General features: G+C 64.5%; 18 protein-coding genes. 6 read left to right on the forward strand and 12 right to left on the reverse strand.

Annotated elements, in window-relative coordinates; translation table 11 throughout:
- The 8 genes from FJ948_RS08680 to hpaR all read right to left on the reverse strand — a co-directional run bounded on the left by FJ948_RS08680 (position 1) and on the right by hpaR (position 7,446).
- Positions 1-945, reverse strand: coding sequence for an acetamidase/formamidase family protein (locus tag FJ948_RS08680; protein WP_140703346.1), 945 nt, complete (start codon positions 943-945; stop codon positions 1-3).
- Positions 935-2,578, reverse strand: coding sequence for an ABC transporter substrate-binding protein (locus FJ948_RS08685; protein ID WP_140703348.1), 1,644 nt, complete (start codon positions 2,576-2,578; stop codon positions 935-937). Before FJ948_RS08685 ends, FJ948_RS08680 begins: the two co-directional genes overlap by 11 nt.
- Positions 2,579-2,630: 52 nt before the next feature.
- Entirely contained in the window at positions 2,631-3,551 is a 921-nt protein-coding gene (locus FJ948_RS08690) for an ABC transporter permease (RefSeq protein ID WP_140703350.1), read from the reverse strand.
- 13 nt (positions 3,552-3,564) lie between these two features.
- A complete protein-coding gene (locus FJ948_RS08695) occupies positions 3,565-4,431 on the reverse strand; it encodes an ABC transporter permease (RefSeq protein WP_210242268.1) in 867 nt (288 codons plus the stop codon).
- Between the two features lie 19 nt (positions 4,432-4,450).
- Positions 4,451-5,080: an ANTAR domain-containing protein gene (locus FJ948_RS08700; protein WP_140703354.1), complete on the reverse strand. Its 630-nt coding sequence runs from the start codon at positions 5,078-5,080 to the stop codon at positions 4,451-4,453.
- Entirely contained in the window at positions 5,077-6,171 is a 1,095-nt protein-coding gene (locus FJ948_RS08705) for a transporter substrate-binding protein (protein WP_140703356.1), read from the reverse strand. The genes FJ948_RS08700 and FJ948_RS08705 overlap by 4 nt, the downstream gene beginning before the upstream one ends.
- A gap of 202 nt (positions 6,172-6,373) precedes the next feature.
- Positions 6,374-6,856 (reverse strand): hypothetical protein, encoded by a 483-nt coding sequence (locus FJ948_RS08710; RefSeq protein WP_140703358.1) that lies wholly within the window; start codon positions 6,854-6,856, stop codon positions 6,374-6,376.
- 233 nt (positions 6,857-7,089) lie between these two features.
- Positions 7,090-7,446 (reverse strand): homoprotocatechuate degradation operon regulator HpaR, encoded by a 357-nt coding sequence (hpaR, locus tag FJ948_RS08715; RefSeq protein ID WP_246677479.1) that lies wholly within the window; start codon positions 7,444-7,446, stop codon positions 7,090-7,092.
- A 265-nt stretch (positions 7,447-7,711) separates the two neighbouring features.
- Between hpaR and FJ948_RS08720 the strand changes: the two genes are divergently transcribed.
- The 3 genes from FJ948_RS08720 to FJ948_RS08730 all read left to right on the forward strand — a co-directional run bounded on the left by FJ948_RS08720 (position 7,712) and on the right by FJ948_RS08730 (position 10,378).
- Positions 7,712-8,566, forward strand: a complete 855-nt coding sequence (locus FJ948_RS08720; RefSeq protein WP_140703360.1) for a MetQ/NlpA family lipoprotein — start codon at positions 7,712-7,714, stop codon at positions 8,564-8,566.
- A gap of 86 nt (positions 8,567-8,652) precedes the next feature.
- Complete coding sequence (locus FJ948_RS08725) at positions 8,653-9,741, forward strand: methionine ABC transporter ATP-binding protein (RefSeq protein ID WP_140703362.1); 1,089 nt, start codon at positions 8,653-8,655, stop codon at positions 9,739-9,741.
- A complete protein-coding gene (locus FJ948_RS08730) occupies positions 9,722-10,378 on the forward strand; it encodes a methionine ABC transporter permease (protein ID WP_140703364.1) in 657 nt (218 codons plus the stop codon). The genes FJ948_RS08725 and FJ948_RS08730 overlap by 20 nt, the downstream gene beginning before the upstream one ends.
- A 114-nt stretch (positions 10,379-10,492) precedes the next feature.
- Here FJ948_RS08730 and FJ948_RS08735 read toward each other — a convergent pair whose 3' ends face one another.
- From FJ948_RS08735 to FJ948_RS08750, 4 genes are all read right to left on the reverse strand, one after another.
- Positions 10,493-11,608 (reverse strand): aminomethyltransferase family protein, encoded by a 1,116-nt coding sequence (locus FJ948_RS08735; protein ID WP_181173597.1) that lies wholly within the window; start codon positions 11,606-11,608, stop codon positions 10,493-10,495.
- A gap of 69 nt (positions 11,609-11,677) precedes the next feature.
- The gene (locus FJ948_RS08740; RefSeq protein ID WP_140703367.1) at positions 11,678-12,451 is read right to left on the reverse strand and encodes an ABC transporter substrate-binding protein; all 774 of its coding nucleotides are present in this window, start codon (positions 12,449-12,451) and stop codon (positions 11,678-11,680) included.
- Between the two features lie 121 nt (positions 12,452-12,572).
- Positions 12,573-14,315: a hydantoinase B/oxoprolinase family protein gene (locus FJ948_RS08745; protein ID WP_140703956.1), complete on the reverse strand. Its 1,743-nt coding sequence runs from the start codon at positions 14,313-14,315 to the stop codon at positions 12,573-12,575.
- Positions 14,316-14,331: 16 nt separating this feature from the next.
- A complete protein-coding gene (locus FJ948_RS08750; protein WP_140703369.1) occupies positions 14,332-16,416 on the reverse strand; it encodes a hydantoinase/oxoprolinase family protein in 2,085 nt (694 codons plus the stop codon).
- 219 nt (positions 16,417-16,635) lie between these two features.
- Here FJ948_RS08750 and FJ948_RS08755 point away from each other — a divergent pair, with 219 nt between their 5' ends.
- From FJ948_RS08755 to FJ948_RS08765, 3 genes are all read left to right on the forward strand, one after another.
- Positions 16,636-17,463, forward strand: coding sequence for a ferredoxin--NADP reductase (locus FJ948_RS08755; RefSeq protein WP_140703371.1), 828 nt, complete (start codon positions 16,636-16,638; stop codon positions 17,461-17,463).
- A gap of 213 nt (positions 17,464-17,676) precedes the next feature.
- Positions 17,677-18,723, forward strand: coding sequence for a deoxyribose-phosphate aldolase (gene deoC, locus FJ948_RS08760; RefSeq protein WP_140703373.1), 1,047 nt, complete (start codon positions 17,677-17,679; stop codon positions 18,721-18,723).
- A 58-nt stretch (positions 18,724-18,781) separates the two neighbouring features.
- Entirely contained in the window at positions 18,782-21,154 is a 2,373-nt protein-coding gene (locus FJ948_RS08765) for an aldehyde dehydrogenase family protein (protein WP_140703375.1), read from the forward strand.
- Positions 21,155-21,275 lie beyond the last annotated feature (121 nt).

Here is a 21,275-nt window from a genome sequence, read left to right on the forward strand (position 1 = left end):
TCATTCAAACACGCAGCGCGGAAAGTAGAACGACACCACCCAGTTGGGCATGTCGACGATCTCGCTGATCCTGAGATCGCCGCAGACCGAGGCCAGCATGTAGCCCTCGACCGGATCTATTCCGTAGCGCCCGGCGAGCAGGTCGACCATCTGGGCAACCGCTTCCTTGGCGCCAGTCATCAGGTCCGGCCCGATGCCGGTCGTCACCTCATAGCCCTTGGCGTCGAGATGGCGCGTCACCGGGCCCGATGTGGTGAAGCGCGGCGTCTTCAGCCGCGCATCTTTCACCAAATCGAGTTTCAGCACGACGTCCATCGGGCTTTCGATCGCCGTGCCGCAGACCTCGCCATCGCCTTGCGCGGCATGCGTGTCGCCGACCGAGAACAGCGCGCCCGCCACCTCCACCGGCAGATAGAGCGTCGTGCCTGCGGCAAGGTCGCGAATGTCGAGATTGCCGCCGACGCGACGTGGCGGCACCACCGAGTGATGACCCATCTCGGCTGGTGCGTTGCCGATGGTGCCGGCGAACGGTTTCAGCGGCACTCGCGCGTTCTTGCCGAACAATGCCGGCTCGAGCGAGGCGGCATTGTATTTCCAGATGTTCAGCGCCGGCTCCTTGAAGTCGTCGGCGAGCAGGCCGAAGCCGGGAATATTCGCCGTCCAGCCGAAGCCGGACGGTTTGAACATCTCGATCGTCACCTTCAGCGCATCGCCCGGCTCGGCGCCCTCGACGAAGATCGGTCCGGTAACCGGATTGATCCCCGCGAAGTCGAGCTTGGCGATTTCGGCGACCGTGCTGTCGGGCTGCAACTGGCCGCCCGAGGAATCCAGGCACTGGAACTCGATGGTCGAACCGGGCGCCACGCGCTGCGCCGGAACAAACGAATTGTCCCAGCCGAAATGGTGATGGCGCCCGTGGATGGTGTAGTCGCAGTTATTGCACATCTTTTACGTACACATTGTCGTAGTTGATCGGGACATGGACCGGGTCCACGTAAAGGTTGTCGGCGCCGCCCATGCGGGCCGATTTCATTGTGAATCGCTGCTCGTTGAAGACCGGCGCCCAGGGCGCGTCCGCCATGATCTTCGCGTAGATGTCGCTCCACATCTTGCTGCGCTCCCCGGACTTCGCAGGGTCGACAATCGAGTCGGCCTCGGCCGCCTTGGCGTCGAGGTCCTTGTTGCAATACCACGACCAGTTCCAGCCGCCCGGCACGGCACCAGCGCAGCCCAGGATTGGACCGTAGAAGTTCGACGGATCGGGGAAGTCGGCGATCCAGCCCATGCCGCCCGACCAGATCATCGGCGCGCCGGCCTTGTCGCCGCCGGCGGCGATGACGTTGGCCTGCGCCAGGGACTGGATGCTGGCCTTGATGCCGATCGCCGCCAGATCCTGCTGGATCGCCTGGGCGATGCGTGGGTTGGGGTCGGTGTTCATGGCGAACAATTGCGTCTCGAAACCATCGGGGTGGCCGGCCTCGGCAAGCAGCGCCTTGGCCTTGGCGACGTCGTAGGGATAACCCTTGTACTCCTTGTCGTAGCCCGGCATCGATGGCGGCAGCGGCTGGTTGGCCGGCACGGCGCGGCCGTTGATGATCTGGATGATGCGCGCCTTGTTGAGCGCCATGTTGACCGCCTGGCGCACCTTCACATTGTCGAACGGCGCCATGGTGGTGTTCATGGTGACATAGCCGGTGTGCAGCTGGCCGCCTTCGACGACGCGCGCCTTCTGCTCGGGATCGGCCATCACCTCCTGGAACTTTGCCGGAGGAATGCCGTCGAGCGGCAGGTCGATCTCACCTTTCTGCAGGCGCAGCAAAGCCACGATCGGCTCCTGGCCAACCTCGAAGGTGATCTTGTCGAGATGCGGCAGGCCTTTGTGCCAATAGTCCGGATTGCGTTCGAAGACGATGCGCTGGCCGAGCGTCCACTCGGCGAGTTTGAACGCCCCGGTGCCGACCGGATGCTTGCCGAAATCGGCGCCGTATTTCTCCACCTCTTCCTTCGGCACGACATGCGAGAAATTGATGGCCATGACATGCAGGAAGGTGGCGTCGGGGCGGGTCAGCTCGAACTTGACCGTGTAGGGATCGACGACGGTGACGCCCGACAGCGTCTCGGCCTTGCCCGCGGCGACATCGTCATAGCCCTTGATCGAGCCGAAGAAACCGGCACCGGGGCTCTGCGTCTTCGGATTGGTGACGCGGTCGAGCGAATATTTGACGTCGTCGGCCGTCATCTCACGGCCATTGTGGAATTTCACGCCGTGCCTGAGCTTGAAGGTGAAGGTCTTGCCGTCGGGCGAGATCTCGTAGCTCTCGGCGAGGTCGGGTTTGAGATTGGTGGTGCCGGGCTCGTAGTCCATCAACCCGTCGAACAGGCTCTTGATCATCGACCAGTTCTGCCAGTCATAGCCGATGGCAGGGTCGAGCGTGGTGACGTCGTCCTTGTAGGTGGCGATGATCTCGCCACCCTGCTTGGCGTTGGGATCCATGGCGTCCTCTGCGCGGGCGCTCGTCATGCCGAGCATCAGCGCCAGCGCCGATGCCGCCACGGTCGATGCGAGAAACTTCTTCATTGTCATGTTCCCTTTCTCTGTTTGTTTTCTTGGTTTCATCCGAGCTTGATGCTCATCTCAGTTTGATGCGGGGGTCGATGAACGGCGCGATGATGTCGGCGAGCAGATTGCCGAGCACGATGGCGAAAGCCGACACCAGCGTGACCCCCATGATGATCGGGATGTCGACTCGCTGGATGGCCTGCCAGGCCAACTGGCCTATGCCGGGCCAACCGAACACGCTTTCGACGACGACGATGCCGCCCATGAAGATGCCGATGTCGATGCCGATCATGGCGATGACCGGCAGGATGGCGTTGGGCAGCGCATGGCGGAAAATGATAGCGCCGCGAGCCAGGCCTTTCGCACGCGCGGTGCGCACATAATCCTGGCGCAGCACGTCGATCATCGACGAACGCATCATGCGCGCATACCAGCCGGCCCCGAGGATGCCCATGGTCAGCGATGGCAGCACGAGATGGCGCCAGGTGCCGTAGCCACCGATCGGAAACCAGCTCAGCCTGACCGCGAAGACGTAGAGCAGCAAAAGGCCGACGACGAATTGCGGCGCCGAGACGCCGACGAAGGAGGCGACCATCAAGGTCTGGTCGGTGGCGGTGCCGCGCTTGATGGCGGCGATCAGGCCCATCGAGAGCCCGATCAGCAATTCGCACAGGATGGCGCCGACCATCAGAAGCAGGCTGGCCGGCAGCCGCGAGACGATGAGCTCGGTAACCTCCGAGCGCTGGATGTAGGAGCGCCCGAGATCGCCGCTGACGAGCTTCACCAGATAGTGCCAGTACTGGACGATGAAGGGCTGGTCGAGGCCGAGCTGCTGGCGGATGTTCTCCACCGTCTGCGGCGTGGCGCTGCGGCCGGCGATCTGGCGCACCGGATCGGCGGGCAGGAGATAGAGCAGCGCGAAGGTGATCAGCGAGACGCCGAGCAGGATGAGCAGCGACTGGATCAGCCGGCGGCCGAGATAGGCGATCATGCCCGGCCTCCCATCATGCCCGGCCCCTTTGCGTCGGGTCGAGAATGTCGCGCAGCGCGTCGCCGATCAGGTTGAAGGCCAGCGCCAGCGCCAGGATCGCGGCGCCGGGAAAGAACACCAGCCAGGGCGCGGCCTGAAAATAGGTCTGGTTCTCGAAGATGATGTTGCCCCACGATGCCGTCGGCGGCTGCACGCCAATGCCGAGGAAGGAGAGCGTCGCCTCGAGCAGAACCGTGGTCGAGATGCCGAGCGTGCCCCAGACGATGATGGTGGGCAGGAGATGCGGCAGGATGTGGCGAAACAGGATGCGCGGCGCACTCGCGCCGATGGTGCGCTCGGCGTCGATGAATTCGCGTTCGGCGAGCGAGGACGTCTCGGTGTAGATGACGCGCGCGGTCTGCACCCAGTTGACCAGGGCGATGACCATGGCGACGATCCACAGGCTGGGCTGGAACACGGCCGCCAGGCAGATGGCCAGCAGCAGCGCCGGGAAGGCCATCATCAGATCGGTGAAACGCATCAACACGCTGCCGACCCAGCCGCGGAAATAGCCCGCGGTGACCCCGACCAGCGTGCCGATGAAGAGTGCGATGCCATTGGCGACGATGCCGATGATCAGGGAGGTGCGCGCGCCGTAGAGGATGCGGGTCAACAGGTCACGCCCGAGCAGGTCGGTGCCCAGCCAGAATTTCGCATTCGGCGGCAGCGGCGAGCCCTCGATGGTCAGGCCGTCGAACATCTGTTCGTTGGGATCGTAGCCGGTCAGCCATGGCGCCAGGATCGCGCCGGCGACGACAACGGCCACGATGACCAGGCCGAGCAGCGCCAGGCGGCGCTGGACCAGCCGGCGCCAGACGCCGGCGCGCGGTTTTAACGGCATGCGCGCCGTCGCCGCGAGGTCAGGCGCGATGGGACTGGTCATCGCCGCTCTCCTCCCCGGTCTTGGCCTCTCCCGTTACGTCCTCGGTCATTGCCACGATGCGGCGCGCGGCGTCCTCGACGCTGATCCGCCAGCTCATCGCCAGCGAGCGCAGTTGCGCATAGGCGCGCTCGTCGTCGCTGCCTTTGGCCAAAGCCGAGACAGCCCGCACGATGGTCTGGCGTTCGGCGACGCGCTGGCGCAGCGCGGCAATCTCGCCGGCTAAGTTCTTTCGTGCCTCGAAGCTCTGGCGCGCGATCAGCAGCGCGCTGTAGACGCCGGCATTGCCGACCGGCTTCAGGAGCTGCGCGTCGGCCTTGTGCGACAGCGCCCATTCGATGCGGCCGGGCGCTTCCGAGCCGATCAGCGCCACCAGCGGCATCGGCGCCTCGCCCGGCTTCCAAGGAAATTGCTCGTCGAAGCCGAGATCGGCATCGAAGAAGACGAAGTCCGCGGCCAGCGCTTCCGCCGCCAGTTCCGGCCAGCAGTCCACGGTGACAAGGCCGATGGCCGACAATTGCCTGGTGATCGCCTGCACCGTCGGGTGCGGGCGATGCAGGACAAACGCCCTGGCGCCGCCGAGATTGGGGATGCGCGGGGTGCGGGTCACGACACCACCCGCAAGCGCGGCCGGCCGAATGTTTTTGCCGGATCGTAGCGTGACAGGTAGGGATCCGGTGCGACCTCGTCCTCGCGGCTGACGACTTCGAAGAAACCGTCAGCGATCCGGCCTATGATGACGGGCAGCGTGGCGTGCTGGGAATGCGCGTCGATGGCGATCGGTCCGAGCCGGGTGGAAAAGCGCCGCTCGGCGAAGGTCCTGGAAAATTCCGCCGGGCCGGCCTCGGGATCACGCGACAGCACGTCGGCCATCACTTGCACCGAGGCATAGGCCGAGGCTTCGAAGGACGAGGCGAAGGCGGCCGGACGCGGCGCGAAATAGGGCCCGACCGACAGATGGCCTTTGCCCGTCTCGCCGATCGCCGGCAACTCGCCCTCGGTCAGGTTGCAGGAAATGACCGGGCAGTTCCGCGGGCTGAAGGCCGGATCCTCGACGCCCAGGTCGCGATAGGCGGCCAGGAAGGCATAGGACGAGGTGCCGATCAGATTGTTGAGGATGAAATTCGGCCGCGTCGCCCTGATCTCGGCAATCAGGCGCGACACGTCGGTCTCGCCTATGCGCAGATAGCGCTCGCCCAAGACCTTGCCGCCGGCATCGGCGATCAGGTCGCGCGCGACACGGTTCATCTCCCAGCCCCAGATGTAGTTCGATCCGAGCAGAAAACCGTTGGCGCCGAAGCGCGGCACGACATGCGCCAGTAGCGGCACCAGGTGCTGGTTGGGACAGGCGTGCATGTAGACGACATGCTCGTTGGCCTCGAACCCCTCATAGGGGCAGGCATACCAGAGCATGCCGCCCGCCTTCTCCAGCACGGGAATGGTCTCCTTGCGGCTCCAGGAGGTGACGCAGCCGACGACGTGGCGGGCGCTGCTGGTCCTGAAAATGTCCTCGCACAGCGTCGCGTAGCGGTCGGCGTTGCTTTGCGGATCGCGTTCGACCGGCACCAGTTCGATACCCGAGCTGCGGTCGGCATTGATGTCGGCGATGGCGCGCATGGCGCCGATGCGGCACGCGTCGGAGACGAGCTGATAGCTCCCCGAGCGGGAATAGAGGATGCCGATTTCGATACGCCGTTTCAAACAAGACCCCAGAAATGACAATGCCCCGCAGCCAGCGCCGGAAAGGCGAGGCATACGAGGCATATTTGCCGCCCGGCGATCAGAGCCGGTATTTTGCGCTAGCGTATTCGGTCCGGCGGGGCAGTCAAGCCCTCAACGCCATCCGCGTCAAACACCGAAGGCCGGCCATCGCCGTTTCCCGCGGAATCCGGTGTCGTTCCGGCTATTTGGTCGCCGACCTGTGCTGGCGGGCATAGGCCACGCAAGCATCCACGGTGCTGACACAGAGCGCGTCGCGCCTGCTGGGCAGATTGTTGTCGCCGGCGTAGGCAACTTCGGCGACGCGGCCGCCGACCATGCGGACCTGCGTGTCGCAATAGCCGCCCGGAGCGACATTGAGGGAGCCACCGAGCGCCGGGACCGGCCCCACCGACAGGGTGGGGACGACGATGCTGAGATTGCCGCGCTGAACGACGCGCTTGTAAGTCCAGATCTGGCCGGATCCGCCGGCGTCCGCGGTGGCGGTTGGAAACCCCGCGCACATTCGAACGTCGGCTTCGCTGAGGCCGACCATCTCCTTGCGAGCCGCCGCCGCCGTAGGATCGACCTTGGCGATGCGCGACGTGTCGTCGGGAACGACGCAGGAAGACTGGACGACGACGATGAGACCAGAAAGGGCAAGCTTTCGAATAGTGGAAAATGTCATACCGATTGTTGAGATCGCGTGGCGCCCTGCCGCACTCTCTACCTAGGCAAGAAGGCCGCCCGATCAACCCGCCCGCCTTCACGAAAAGGCGGCCATGGCCGCATAAGGGAAGAATGCTGGCCGCAGGCACAATCAATCAGCGTAAGGATCAATGTCCCTGCAACTGCCGCCGGCACCGCGCGGCTGGGCAGTTTGCGCTCGAGGCGAGGCGGATGGCCCACGCCGCGGAGCGGTCAGCTCTCGCCGTCGATCAGGATTTCCAGGAGATCGAGAAGGTGCTCGAGCCGCTCACGGCCGAAGCGCCGTTCGATGTCGTCATAGATGACGCGACGTTCGGGCGACAGCACCTCGATCAGCGCCGAGCCGGTCGGAGCAATGGCGAGCACGACGCAACGGCCGTCGCCTTGCGCCTTGTTGCGGGTGATGAATTTTCGGCCTTCGAGGGTCTTGATGATGCGGGTCAGGCTGGGCTGCAGCACCGAGGCACGGTCCGCAAGCTCCGTCGCCTCGATCGGACCGGCCTCGCTCAGCACGCGCAACACCCGCCATTGCTGCTCGGTCACGTCATGCGCGGCCAACAATTGTAACAACACTATAAATCCGGAGGGAAACACGACGGCCGGGCTCGTGGGCACCTCGCCGGCTCTTCTGGGCCACGGGATCGGATCGCAACGGACGATAGCCGATCCCGCGGCGTGTTTTGCTCTCTTCCCCAAAATTTTTGAGAGAATATTCCCGGCTTGGCCGAGAACGGCGAAACACGTTCTTTGATAAAATCGATAGAATTCTGATGATGTGACCAAGCCTAGGCAACCCGCCTTGCTGCCATGACTTCACAACCGCAGAGAATCAGACATGTCCGACTTCAACAACACTTTGTCCTCTTCCCCAAGGTCAACCATCAACCGGCGCAGCGGCCTCGCTCTGCTGTTCGCCTCGGCTGTGGCGATCGGCAGCCTGATGGCGCCGCATGCCTCCTTCGCCGAGGACAAGAAGGCGATCAAGGTCGGTATCATCAGCGGCGAGGACGAGGATGTCTGGCGCGTCGTGGTCGCTAAAGCCGCCGAGAAGGGCCTGAGCATCGAGACCGTGGTGTTCAACGACTATACCCAGCCCAACGAGGCGCTGGAGCGCGGCGAGATCGACGCCAACGCCTTCCAGCACCAGCCCTATCTCGACAACCAGATCAAGACGCAGGGCTACCATATCGTGCGCGTCGGCTATACCGGCGTGTGGCCGATCGGCCTCTACTCCAAGAAGTACACGAAGGTCGCCGACCTGCCGGAAGGCGCGGTGATCGGCGTGCCGAACGACCCGTCCAATGAAGGCCGGGCGCTGCGGGTGCTGCAGAATGAGGGCGTGATCAAGCTGAAGGACGGTACCGGTATCCTCGCCACCACCGCCGACATCGCCGAGAATGCGAAGAAGGTCGAGATCAAGGAACTCGACGCCGGTATCGTCGGCCGCTCGGTCGAGGATCTCGACGCCGCCGTGGTCAACACCGACTGGGCGCTGAAAAGCGGCCTGACCCCGGAAAACCGCATCGCGCAGGAGCCGATCGCCGACAATCCCTATCGCAACTTCATCGCCGTCAAGGTCGGCAACGAGAACGAGGCCTGGGTGAAGACGCTGGTCGCCTCCTACCAGAACGAGGCGGTCAAGGCTGAGTTCGACAAGGTCTACAAGGGCACCGGTCTCAGCGCCTACTGAGCAAATCCTGGCACGAAAGTGTCTGCTTTGACGAGAAGTGCGGTCCGTGCGATGCGCGGGCCGCAATCCTGTTTCGGAATCCGCGTATGAACCAGCATGTGACCGCAGCCATCGAGAACACGGACGACGCCGATGCACCGGCACAGGACGTTGTGCGCCTTGTCGAGCTGAAGCGCCGCTTCGGCGCGACGGCGGCGCTCGACGGCATTTCACTGACGGTGCGCAAGGGCGAGATCCTCGGCATCATCGGCCGCAGCGGCGCCGGCAAATCGACGCTGATCCGCTGCCTGAACGGGCTGGAACGCCCCGACACCGGCGAGGTGTTCATCGAGGGCCGCGAGATCAGCCGGCTCCGCGAGCGTGACCTGCAGCCGCTGCGGCGGCGCATCGGCATGATCTTCCAGCATTTCAACCTGCTGTCGGCCAAGACCGTCGAGGACAATGTGGCGCTGCCGCTGAAGATAGAGGGCCGGCCAAAGGCCGAGCGGCTGAAGCGGGCGGCGGAGCTGCTCGATCTCGTCGGCCTGTCGGAAAAGGCGAAAGCCTATCCGGCGTCGCTGTCGGGCGGCCAGAAGCAGCGCGTCGGCATCGCCAGGGCGCTGGCCGCGCGGCCGGCGCTGCTTCTGTCTGACGAAGCGACGTCGGCGCTCGACCCGGAGACGACCCGTTCCATTCTCGCCCTGATCAAGGACATCAACCGCCAGCTTGACCTGACCATCCTCTTGATCACCCACGAGATGGAGGTGATCCGCTCGATCGCCGACCGCGTGGCGGTCATCGACGCCGGACGCATCGTCGAGCAAGGGCCGGTCTGGTCGGTGTTCGCCGATCCGCAATCCGGCATCACAAAACGCCTGCTCGGCGCCATCCGGCCGCAACTGCCGCCGGAGCTGGCGGCCCGGCTCCGTCCGTCAGCCGGCGCGCAAACCATCCTGCGGGTGGATGTGGCCGGCGAAGCCGCGCGCGGCCCACTGCTCTCCGACCTTGCGAGAGCCGTGCCTGGCGCCTTCCGGCTCGTTCATGGCGGCATCGACCATATTCAGCAGCAGCCGGTCGGAACGCTGTTCCTGTCCATTCCCGGCGGCGATGCGGGCCATCTCGCCGAGGTGATCGCTTTTCTAAAGTCCCGCGAGGCGCGGGTGGAGGTGCTTGGCCATGTCGCCGATCCTGTTTGAGCTTCTGCTGCGGTCGATCTGGGAGACGGTGCTGATGACGGCCGCCTCCGGCCTGATCTCGCTGGTCTTCGGCCTGCCGCTCGGCCTGGCGCTGATCGCCACCGAGCGCGGCGGCATCGCCGAAAGCCCGTGGGTGAACCGGGTGCTCGCCGCCGTCATCAACGGCTTCCGCTCGGTGCCGTTCATCATCCTTCTGGTGGCGCTGATCCCGGTGACGCGGCTGATCGTCGGCACCTCGATCGGCACCTGGGCGGCGATCGTGCCGCTGTCGATCGCCGCCACGCCCTACTATGCGCGCATCGCCGAAGTGTCGCTGCGGGAGGTCGACCACGGGCTGATCGAGGCGGCGCGCGCGATGGGCGGCAACCGCTGGACCATCGTCCGCGAGGTGCTGGTGCCCGAAGCCCTGCCCGGCATCGTCGTCGGCTTCACCGTGACGCTGGTGACGCTGGTCGGCGCCTCGGCCATGGCCGGCGCCATCGGTGCGGGCGGACTCGGCGACCTCGCCATCCGCTACGGCTACCAGCGGTTTGAAACCAGCGTGATGATCGCCGTGGTGATCGTGCTGATCATACTGGTTTGCGGCATCCAGTGGGTGGGGGATCGTCTGGTGGCGCGGCTCGATCGTCGGGGGTGATGAGCCGGCTGACTGTCAGCGATTGGGGCCACCGCCCATCGCTTCGTCATAGGATGACGATGTCAGGCCGTTTCCGCCAATCGCGAAGGCAGCGGTCTGTCGATGCAAGTCGCGCTAACCCCGCAACCTCGCCCCTTCCGGATCGAAGAACGGCATCGGCGCCACCATGGCGCGGACCGGCTTGCCTTCAATGGCGATGCTGAGTTCCGTTCCAACAGCCGTGAACGGCAGCCGCAGATGCGCTGTCGCCAGCACCTTGCCCAGGGAATAGCCATGGTCGCTGTAGGTGACCACGCCGACATCCCTGCCATCGGCCATCACCCGCGCATCCGTCGCTGCCGGCGTGTCGCCATCGAGGATCAGGCCGGTCCAGCGTTCGTCGAGACCCTTGTCGCGCACTTTGAACAGCGCTTCGCGGCCGATGAAATCGCCCTTGTCGAACTTGATCCAGCGGTCGAGGCCGACATGGAACGGCGAGCGGGTCTCGTCCATGTCGATGCCATGCGCGGGATAGGCCTTTTCCAGACCGAGCGTGAACATGGCCAGCACGCCATAGGGCTTCAGGCCGAAATCGCGGCCGGCCTTCATCAGCGCGTCCCAGACCGAAGCCGCCTCATCGGCCGGCACGAAGAGTTCGAAGCCGAGTTCGCCGGTGACGCCGGTGCGCGAGATCAACACCTTGGTTTCGCCGACACGCCCCGAGGTGAACGCCCAGCGCTTCAACCCATCGAGATCCGCATCCGTGACCAGAGCTTTCAACAGGTCGCGCGAGCGCGGACCCTGGATGGTGGGGAAGGCGACCGCCGCGGTGATGTCGGTGACATAGGCCTTGCGGCCCTCAGCATGGTGCTGGAGCCAGGGCAGCATCTTCAGGCGGTTGACGGAGCCGGTCACCAGCATGAAGTGCTCGGGTGCCAGCCGGAACACGGTGAGGTCGTCCATGATCCCGCCATCCTCGCGGCAGACCGTGGAGTAGCGGACCTGGCCCGGCTTCATCGCCGAGGCATCGTTGACGATGACATGGTTGACCAGCGCCTCGGCCTCCGGACCCTTGATGTCCATCTTGCCCATGGTGCTGAGGTCCTGGACGCCGACATTCTGGCGCGTGTTCAGGTGCTCGTCGGCAATGCCGGAATAGTATTTGGCCGAGATGAAGTCGCCGCCGACACGGCCCATGGTGGCGCCAAGCCCGACAATACCGCTGTAGAAAGGGGAGCGCCGCTCGGCCAAGGAATTTCTCCGTATGGATGAAAATCGGCAGCGCCATCAGGCGCTGCCGGAGGGGGTTCGTCGTCGGTCTCAGGAACCGTAGACGTCGAAGGCAAAATACTTGTCGTTGATCTCCTTGTATTTTCCGTTGGCGCGCAGCGCGTCGATCGCCGCGTTGAACCTGTCGGCCAGGTCCTTGTTGCCCTTCTGCAGCGCGATGCCGACGCCGGGGCCATGAATGGCCGGATCGGCGGTCAGCGTACCCAGCAATTTGCAGCAGGCGCCGTCGGGCTTCTTCAGCCATTCGGTCAGGATGATCGAGCCATCCATCATCGCGTCGAGGCGGCCATTGGCCATGTCGGTGCGGGCGTCGTCGCCCGTCGGATAGGCCTTGACGGTCGATCCCTTGTATTTCTGCTCGGCGAAATTCTGGTGGATGGTGGCGCTCTGCACGCCGAGCACCTTGCCCTTGAGATCGTCCGGCGAGGTGCCCGCGATGGTCGACTCCTTCGGCACGGCGATGGCCGGCGGCGTCTGGTAGTATTTGTGGGTGAACTCCACCTTCTGCGCCCGCTCGGGCGTGATGGTGATGTTGATGATGGCGTCGAACTTGCCGGCCTGCAGCGCGGGGATCGAACCGTCGAAGTCCTGGACGGCGAATTCGCACTCGACCTTCATCTCGGTGCACAGCGCGTTGCCGAGATCGATGTCGAAACCGCCCAGCGTGCCATCGGCATTGGCGTAGTTGAAGGGCGGATAGGCACCCTCGGTGCCAAGCCGCAGTTTCTCCTGGGCGAAAGCAGCACCCGTGGCGAGAGTGAAAACGACGGAAGCGGCAAGCACGAAACGACCAAAAAGATGCATGTTCGAGATCTCCGTTGACCGGATAAATCTACGGGCTTTCATGCTCCCGGCGGAGACGGAAACGACATGTCATGCGGCGATCACGGCGCTGTGAACGATCCGCGCGGGCGACCTGCGGTGGCTAGCCGGCTCGCTGATTGTGGGTTGCCATCCGGTCGACGATGAGATCACCGGCCGACAACACGACGCCAAATTTTTCCCTGGCTTGCTCGAAGGTGTAATAGCCCAGAGCCACATCGCGCCGCACCTGCTCCGCGTCTCGCTCACGCGGATCGCCATAACCGCCGCCGCCGGGCGTGCCGACGCGCACGCGGTCGCCGGCCTTCAGCGGGATGTCCTGTTCCTTGGAAAGATGCGGCGGTATGTGTTCCGCGCCATCGCGGAAGACGATCACGCTGTTGGGCTGGCCATCCTCCCCGCCAAGCGCGCCCTGCGGGCCGAAACGGCCATGATCCATGACGAAGGACGCGCGCGCCTCGCCGCGCAGGATCTCGACCTCGTAGGCGAGGCCGAAACCGCCGCGATGCTTGCCGGCGCCGCCCGAGCCTTCGCGCAAGGCATAGTGGCGGTAGAGCACGGGAAAGGCCTGCTCCATGATCTCGACCGGCGGCGATTTCGAAATGCCGATGGTCGAGCAGCCATTGGTGAGGCCGTCATGGGCCGAATTGCCGCCATAGCCGCCGCCGGATATTTGATACATGACATAATCACGGCCGCGCGCGGGATCGCTGCCGCCAAGCGCGAAATTGCCGCTTGAGCCGGCGGGGGCGGCCGTCACCTTGTCGGGAAGCGCCTGCACCATGGCGGCGAACACCGCCTCGGCGATGCGCTGCGAGACCTCGGCCGCGCAACCCGAGACCGGACGTGGATACTTTGCATCGAGGAAAGTGCCCTCCGGCCGCTTGACCTCGAGTGGTTCGAAAGCGCCGGCGCTGATCGGCACATCGGGGAAGATATGACGCATGGCGAGATAGACCGAGGACAGGGTCGTTGCCAGCACGCTGTTCATTGGTCCGGCGCAGGGCTTGGATGAGCCCGTGAAATCGAAGGTCAGCGTATCGCCCTGTTTCTCGACGGCGAGCGCGATGGTCAGCGGTTCGTTGACCACCCCGTCGGAATCGACGAAGGCCTTGGAATGATAGATTCCGTCGGGAATGGCGGATATGTTGGCGCGCATCTGCTCGGCGGCGCGGCGGCGCAGTTCGGCGATCGCCGCGACAACGGTTTCGTCTCCGTAACGATTCAGGATTCCATTGAGCCTGTCCTGGCCGATCAGCAGGGCTGCTGCTTGCGCCCTGATGTCGCCGATGCGCTGGTCGGCAACCCGGATGTTGGAGCAGATGATGGCGTAGATTTCAGGATCGAGCACGCCCTTCTTGAACAGCTTTACCGGCGGCAGCCGCAGGCCTTCCTGCTCGACGGCGGTGGCGGATGCCGAGAAGCCGCCGGGCACGGAGCCGCCAATGTCGGGCCAATGGCCGGTGTTGGACAACCAGCAGAAGATCTTTTCACCGCGATAGACCGGCATGACGAAGCGCACGTCCATCAGATGCGTGCCGCCGAGATAAGGGTCGTTGACGATGTAGATGTCGCCCGGCTCCGGGGCCAGGCAGCGGCCGTCGGCGATCATTTCGATCACCGTCCTGGTCGAATATTGCATGACGCCGACGAACACCGGCAGGCCCTGGCTGCCCTGCGCGATCAGCGAACCGTCGACGGCGGAATAGATGCCGTCGGAACGGTCGTTGGCCTCGGCGATGACGGGCGAGAAGGCGGCGCGGGAAAACGTCAGGTCCATCTCGTCGCAGACCTGCTGCAAGGCGGCCTGGAGGACCGAAAGCGTAATGGCGTCGAGCTTTGCCATATCAATGTCGGGCATCTCAGGCCTCGCCGATGTCGATGATGATGTTGCCGTCGGGGTCCGAGCGCGCGCGGTCGCCGGGCTCGAGCACGGTGGTGGCGTCCATCTGTTCGAGGATCGCCGGGCCTTCGATGATGGCGTCGAGCGGCAGCTTTTCCCTGATGTACACCGGCGTGTCGTGCCAGTGGCCGGCGTACCAGACCGACCGGATTTCACGCCGCGCCTCTTCCAGTGTTTTTGCGCGCCCAGCCGGGTCGATCAGGCGCGACAGGTCGATCGCCGGGCGCACGCCGGTGACCGAGGTGTTGAGGTTGACGAGGTTGGCGCGGATTTCCGGCAGCTCGACCTTGAAGCGGGCGAAATAGGCTTTTTCGAACAAAGCCTGCAATTCGCTCCGCGTCACCGTCGAAGACGGCAGCGGCACGTTGATGATGTGGGTTTGGCCGACGAACTGCATGTCGGCGGAGTGGGTGACGCGGATAGTCTCCGGTTTCACCGCCTCCTTGCCGATCAACTCCCCACCTTCGTTCCGGTGCCGTTCCAATAGTTGGTGGAGCTGGCTTTCATCAAGCAGGGCGACAGGCTGGTTGATGGTGTTGACGAAATCATGGCGCAGATCGGCGACGACGCAGCCGAGCGCGTTGGTGATGCCGGGCCGTGCAGGCACCAGCACTTTGGGCAGGCCGAGTTCGCGGGCGAGCGCGGTGGCGTGCAGCGGCCCGGCGCCGCCGAAGGCGAACAGCGCGAAATCGCGCGGGTCATGACCGCGCGACACCGAGACCATGCGGATGGCGCCGGCCATCTTCATGTTGCCGAGGCGCAGCACCGCGCCAGCCGCCTCGACGCCGGACAGGCCGGTCGCCTTGCCGATCCTGTCCTCGAAAATGCCGGTGACGCGCTCCGCCGTGACCGGATTGTCGACCGCCAGCAGCTTCTTCGGGGCCAGCCGGCCGAGCACAAGATTGGCGTCGGTGATGGTCGGCTCGGTGCCGCCACGGCCGTAGCAGATCGGGCCGGGATTGGCTCCGGCACTTTCGGGACCGATCTGGATCAGGCCGGCCGCATCGACGCGGGCGATCGAGCCGCCGCCGGCGCCGACCGTGTGCACCGCCACCATCGGCACGTGGATGGGCATGGCATATTCGATCTCGATCTCGTTCGAGACCGCCGGCTCGGCATTGCGGATCAACGCCACGTCGGTGGAAGTGCCGCCCATGTCGTAGGTGACGAGGTTTTCGAAGCCGGCGCGCTTGCCCGTATAGGCGGCGGCGATGACGCCGGAGGCGGGGCCCGACATCACCGTCTTGGCCGATTCACGTGTGACGAAGCGGGCCGAGATCATGCCGCCATTGCCGTTCATGATGAGGAAGTCGCGGCCATAGCCTTGTGCCGCCAATTCCTTGCGCAGCCGCTCGACATAGCGCTCGAGGATCGGCTGCACCGAGGCATTGACTGAGGCCGTTACGCCGCGTTCGAATTCGCGCGCTTCCGACAGCAGCGCATGGCCCGTGGTGATGTAGCCGTTCGGCCAGAATTCGGCGGCGATTTCGGCTGCGCGCCGCTCATGTCCGGGGTTGGCGTAGGAGTGCAGGAAGTGGATGACGAGGGATTCGCAGCCGGCGGCGATAAGCGCCTGCACGGCATCGCGCATTTCGGCCTCGTTGAGCGGCGTGCGGATAGCGCCTGAGGCCTCGACGCGCTCCGACACTTCGAGCCTGAGATTGCGCGGAATGATGGGGACGAAGGTCCCGGTCATGCCATAGGGCTGCGGCCGCGTGCGCCGGCCGAGCTCGATCACGTCGCGAAAACCGCGCGTGGTGATCATGCCGGTTTTGGCCAGCCGGCGCTCCAGCACCGCATTGGTGGTGGTGGTCGTGCCATGCACGATGAGGTCGATGCCGTCGACCGGAAAACCGGTGGCGCCGAGCGCCGAAACCACGCCAAAAGCCTGGTTGTCGACCGTCGTCGGCGTCTTGGCCAGATACACCTTGCCGCCGTCCTTGCCATCGATCAAAAGCAGGTCGGTGAAAGTTCCGCCGACATCGATGCCGGCAACCACGCTGCCCAGGGAATCCGGCGACGGCACCGAAAAATTCTCTTCCATTGTCGAAACCCGAAATGCTGGGACTACGGATATGCCGCAGTTTGGAAAGGTGTTTCACGGCGCCATCTTGACGCAAATATCGTTTGTATACTAATAAATTCCCGACACAAGAGCTTACCGCTTTGGTAGCGTGCATGGCACGCCGGGACCTGAATGGTTCGGGCGCGCACGGGAAAGTTCGGCGCCCGTATCTCTCATTGGGCGAGAAGGTTGGAATTGATGAACACCACGCCCGCGTTCAACACCGCTGAAGCCCGTCCGCTGCAGTTCCCGATTCCGGCTAATGTCTATGCGCAAACCGTCGTCTCGGTGAAGCACTATACCGACCGGCTGTTCTCGTTCCGGATCACCCGTCCGCAGTCGCTACGCTTTCGCTCGGGCGAGTTCGTCATGATCGGCCTGCCCAATGCTGAGAAGCCGGTGTACCGTGCGTATTCCGTGGCCAGCCCGGCCTGGGACGAAGAGCTGGAGTTCTTCTCGATCAAGGTGCCAGACGGCCCGTTGACCTCGGAACTGCAGAAGATCCAGGTCGGCGACACCGTCATCATGCGCCAGAAGTCGACCGGCACGCTGGTCGTCGACGCGCTGACGCCGGCCAAGCGGCTGTTCATGATCTCGACCGGCACCGGCATCGCGCCCTTCGCCAGCCTGCTGCGCGATCCCGACACGTACGAGAAATTCGACCAGCTGATCCTGACCCATACCTGCCGCGACAATGCCGAACTGATCTATGGCCAGGAACTGGTGGCGGCGCTGGAAAGCGACCCGCTTATCGGCGAGCTGACCACCGGGCGCGTTACGCTCTACAATTCGACGACCCGCGAAGAGTCGGCGCGCATGGGCCGCATCACCGCGCTGATCGGCTCGGGCAAGTTCTACAGCGACCTCGGCATCGAGAAGCTCGATCCGGAAACCGACCGCATCATGATCTGCGGCTCGATGCATATGCTGAAGGACGTCAAGGAATTGGCCGAAAGCCTCGGCTTCCAGGAAGGTTCGCTCAGCCATCCCGCGACTTTTGTCGTCGAACGCGCCTTCGTCGGCTGAGGCCCGCGCTTAACGCTCGGCAATCGAGTTTTGACCTTCCGGTCAAAAATTAGCTGCTTTTGCAGCCTTTTTCAGCTATCCCTCGCTTGAGGACTCGTGAAGCGCGGCTTCGCGGGCTATCTTCGTGCGTGTTGCCCAAAGCTGTCGAACGGCTTTGGGAGAACGATGCGCACCAAGACGTCAAGCGCACGCCGCTGAATGAAAGGGCAGGAGATGAGCAGCACAATCCGCGACGCCGATCTTGGCACCAAGGTGACGCCGCTGCCGGCACGCGCCGCCGCCAACACCCCGGTGCCGCTGGACCATCACATCGCGCGCAATCCTGGCCTCAAGCTCGACCTCGGCTTTCTGGAATCGGTGCGCAGCGTCAACCGTTCGGCGCTGGAACGCCGCGTCGCCAGCCTGACCAAACGGCGCTCGATCAAGGCCGACAACCAGGCGGCCTGGCTGCTGCGGTCGATCGCCTGCATGGACCTGACAACGCTCAACTCCAACGACACCGAGGAGCGCGTGCGCCGGCTCTGCGCCAAGGCGATCAACCCGCTGCGCCGCGACATCATGGAGGGCCTGGGCATTGCGGGCGAGACCATCCGGCCGGCCGCCGTCTGCGTCTACCATCCCTTCGTCGCCACCGCCGTCGATGCCGTGCGCGGCACCGGCATCCATGTCGCCGCCGTCTCCACCGCCTTCCCGCATGGGCTGGCGCCGCTGTCGACCCGGCTGCAGGAAATCGAGGCCTCGGTACGCGACGGCGCCGACGAGATCGACGTCGTCATTCCGCGCGGCCTGGTGTTCGGCGCCAAATGGCGCGAGCTTTACAACGAGATCGTCTCGATGCGCGCCGCCTGCGGTGACGCGCATCTGAAGGTCATTCTGGGCACCGGCGACCTCGCCACGCTGCGCAATGTCATGCTGGCCTCGATGGTGGCGATGATGGCGGGCGCCGATTTCATAAAAACCTCGACCGGCAAGGAAAGCGTCAACGCCACGCTGCCTGTCGGCCTGGCCATGGTGCGCGCCATCAGGGCCTATTTCGAGGAGACCGGCTATCTCATCGGATTCAAGCCGGCCGGCGGCATTTCCACGGCCAAGGTTTCGCTCGACTGGCTCGTGCTGATGAAGGAAGAGCTCGGCCGGCCGTGGCTGGAGCCCGAGCTGTTCCGCTTCGGCGCGTCGAGCCTGCTGACCGATATAGAGCGCCAGCTCGAACATCACCTGACCGGGCACTATTCGGCCAATCACCGCCACGCGATGGCCTAGCGTCAGAGTTTGACGGGCGTAGCGGAATGCCTTCTCTGACAATTATCTGGAGTGCCTGATGAACATTCTCGAACGCTATCACGCCATGGAATACGGCCCGGCGCCGGAAGCCCGCAACGAGGCCGACGCCTGGTTGGCCGCGCGCGACTTTGGCAAGGCGCTGTTCATCGACGGCGCATGGAAGGCCGCTTCCGGCGGCAAGACCTTCGAGACCAGCGAACCGTCTTCGGGCAAGCTTCTGGCCAAGGTGTCGGATGCGAATGCCGCCGATATCGACGCGGCTGTCGCCGCGGCCACGAAGGCGCTGCCGAAGTGGTCGGCCGCCTCGGGATACCAGCGCGCGAAAGTGCTCTACGCCATCGGCCGCGCCATGCAGCGTCACCAGCGGCTGTTCGCGGTACTTGAATCGATCGACAATGGCAAGCCGATCCGCGAGAGCCGCGACATCGACGTGCCGCTGGCGATCCGTCATTTTATCCATCATGCCGGCTGGGCGCAGGCGCTGGACAAGGATTTCCCCGGCCACAAGGGCGTCGGTGTCGTCGGCCAGATCATCCCGTGGAATTTCCCGCTGCTGATGCTGGCCTGGAAGATAGCGCCGGCACTCGCCGCCGGATGCACGGTGGTGCTGAAGCCGGCCGAGTTCACGCCGCTGACCGCTATCCTGTTCGCCGAAATCTGCGAACGCGCCGGCGTGCCGAAGGGCGTCGTCAACATCGTCCAGGGCGGTCCGGAAGCAGGTGCGGCGATCGTCAACCATCCCGGCATCCAGAAGATCGCCTTCACCGGTTCGTCCGAAGTGGGCAAGATCATCCGCAAGGCCACCGCCGGCTCGGGCAAGAAACTGTCGCTGGAGCTTGGCGGCAAATCCGCCTTCATCGTCTTCGAGGATGCCGACCTCGACAGCGCCGTCGAGGGCCTCGTCGACGGCATCTGGTTCAACCAGGGCCAGGTGTGCTGCGCCGGTTCGCGGCTGCTGGTGCAGGAAGGCATTGCCGAAGCCTTGATCGCTAAGGTCAAGACGCGGATGAGCCGGCTGCGCGTCGGCAGTCCGCTCGACAAGAACACCGATATCGGGCCGCTGGTCGACGCCACACAGCTCGACCGGGTCAAGGGTCTGGTCGCGGAAGGCGCCAGGCAGGGCGCCGTCTGCTGGCAGCCGGATGCGGCGCTGCCGTCTTCCGGCTATTACCACCTGCCGACGTTGGCCACTGGTGTTTCGCCGGCTAATATCCTGGCGCAGGAGGAGGTGTTCGGGCCTGTGCTAGCCACCATGACCTTCCGTAACACCGAGGAAGCGGTCGAACTGGCCAACAACACGCGCTACGGGCTCGCCGCCTCAGTATGGAGCGAGAACGTCAATCTGGCCCTTCATGTCGCGCCGCAACTCAAGGCCGGCGTCGTCTGGGTCAACGGCACCAACATGTTCGACGCCGCCTGCGGCTTCGGCGGCTACCGCGAGAGCGGTTTCGGGCGCGAGGGCGGTCGTGAGGGGATGTTCGAATATCTGACGGCAAAGCTGCCGCTCGGTCCGGTCATCAAACCGGCGACGTCGTCCGCTCGGCCCGTCGAGCAGGCCGACGGTAGCGCCATCGACCGCACGGCAAAACTGTTCATCGGCGGCAAGCAGGTGCGGCCCGATGGCAATTACTCGCTTGGCATCGCCACCGCCAAGGGCAAGCTTGCCGGCGAGATCGGGCTCGGCAGCCGCAAGGATATCCGTGACGCCGTTTCCGCCGCGCGCGCCTGCAAGAGCTGGCCGGAAGCAACCGCCTATAACAGGTCGCAGGTGCTTTATTACCTGGCCGAGAACCTTTCCGGCCGTGCGGGCGAGTTTGCCGCCCGCCTCACCGAGCTGACCGGCGCCAACGCCAAGGGCGCGCGGGACGAGGTCGAGCTCTCGATCGAACGGCTGTTCCTCTATGCCGGCCTTGCCGACAAGTTCGAGGGACGCGTGCACCAGCCGCCGGCGCGTGCCGTGACGCTGGCGCTGCATGAGCCGGTCGGCGTCATCGGCATCGTCGCGCCCGACAATCAGCCCTTGCTCGGCTTCATCTCGCTGGTCGCTCCGGCGCTGGCCATGGGCAACACGGTGGTCGCCGTGCCTTCGGAACGGTATCCGCTGCTGGCGACCGATCTCTATCAGGTCATCGAATATTCCGACGTGCCGGCCGGCGCCATCAACATCGTCACCGGCCGCAGCGCCGAACTTGCCGGCGTGCTGGCCAAGCATGACGATGTCGACGGGCTCTGGCTGTTCGCCGACGCTGACACCTGCGCCAAGGCGGAAGCCGACTCCATCGGCAATCTCAAGCGCGTCTGGAACGGCAATGGCCGGAGCCTCGACTGGGCCTCCGAAGACGCCGCCGGTGACGCCTTGCTGCGCCGCGCCATCGAGGTGAAGAATGTCTGGGTGCCTTACGGGGACTGATATCTCCATGCTGTCGCAATGGGATCGTGTTCGGGCTTGACGCCCGTGCATATGTTCTTTAACGAGAAAAAACATCTTATCAGTGAACTGGCGCAGGCCGCACGATCGCGCCTGACTGGCA

Origin of the sequence: Mesorhizobium sp. B2-3-12 (assembly GCF_006442205.1) — a bacterium.
Classification (GTDB): domain Bacteria; phylum Pseudomonadota; class Alphaproteobacteria; order Rhizobiales; family Rhizobiaceae; genus Mesorhizobium.

Excerpts from the sequence above, each read along its gene's own strand:
- FJ948_RS08680 (WP_140703346.1), bottom strand. The coding sequence starts at position 945 with ATGTGCAATAACTGCGACTACACCATCCACGGGCGCCATCACCATTTC.
- FJ948_RS08685 (WP_140703348.1), bottom strand. The coding sequence starts at position 2,578 with ATGAAGAAGTTTCTCGCATCGACCGTGGCGGCATCGGCGCTGGCGCTG.
- FJ948_RS08690 (WP_140703350.1), bottom strand. The coding sequence starts at position 3,551 with ATGATCGCCTATCTCGGCCGCCGGCTGATCCAGTCGCTGCTCATCCTG.
- FJ948_RS08695 (WP_210242268.1), bottom strand. The coding sequence starts at position 4,431 with ATGCCGTTAAAACCGCGCGCCGGCGTCTGGCGCCGGCTGGTCCAGCGC.
- FJ948_RS08710 (WP_140703358.1), bottom strand. The coding sequence starts at position 6,856 with ATGACATTTTCCACTATTCGAAAGCTTGCCCTTTCTGGTCTCATCGTC.
- FJ948_RS08720 (WP_140703360.1), top strand. The coding sequence starts at position 7,712 with ATGTCCGACTTCAACAACACTTTGTCCTCTTCCCCAAGGTCAACCATC.
- FJ948_RS08725 (WP_140703362.1), top strand. The coding sequence starts at position 8,653 with ATGAACCAGCATGTGACCGCAGCCATCGAGAACACGGACGACGCCGAT.
- FJ948_RS08730 (WP_140703364.1), top strand. The coding sequence starts at position 9,722 with ATGTCGCCGATCCTGTTTGAGCTTCTGCTGCGGTCGATCTGGGAGACG.
- FJ948_RS08740 (WP_140703367.1), bottom strand. The coding sequence starts at position 12,451 with ATGCATCTTTTTGGTCGTTTCGTGCTTGCCGCTTCCGTCGTTTTCACT.
- FJ948_RS08745 (WP_140703956.1), bottom strand. The coding sequence starts at position 14,315 with ATGGCAAAGCTCGACGCCATTACGCTTTCGGTCCTCCAGGCCGCCTTG.
- FJ948_RS08750 (WP_140703369.1), bottom strand. The coding sequence starts at position 16,416 with ATGGAAGAGAATTTTTCGGTGCCGTCGCCGGATTCCCTGGGCAGCGTG.
- FJ948_RS08755 (WP_140703371.1), top strand. The coding sequence starts at position 16,636 with ATGAACACCACGCCCGCGTTCAACACCGCTGAAGCCCGTCCGCTGCAG.
- deoC (WP_140703373.1), top strand. The coding sequence starts at position 17,677 with ATGAGCAGCACAATCCGCGACGCCGATCTTGGCACCAAGGTGACGCCG.
- FJ948_RS08765 (WP_140703375.1), top strand. The coding sequence starts at position 18,782 with ATGAACATTCTCGAACGCTATCACGCCATGGAATACGGCCCGGCGCCG.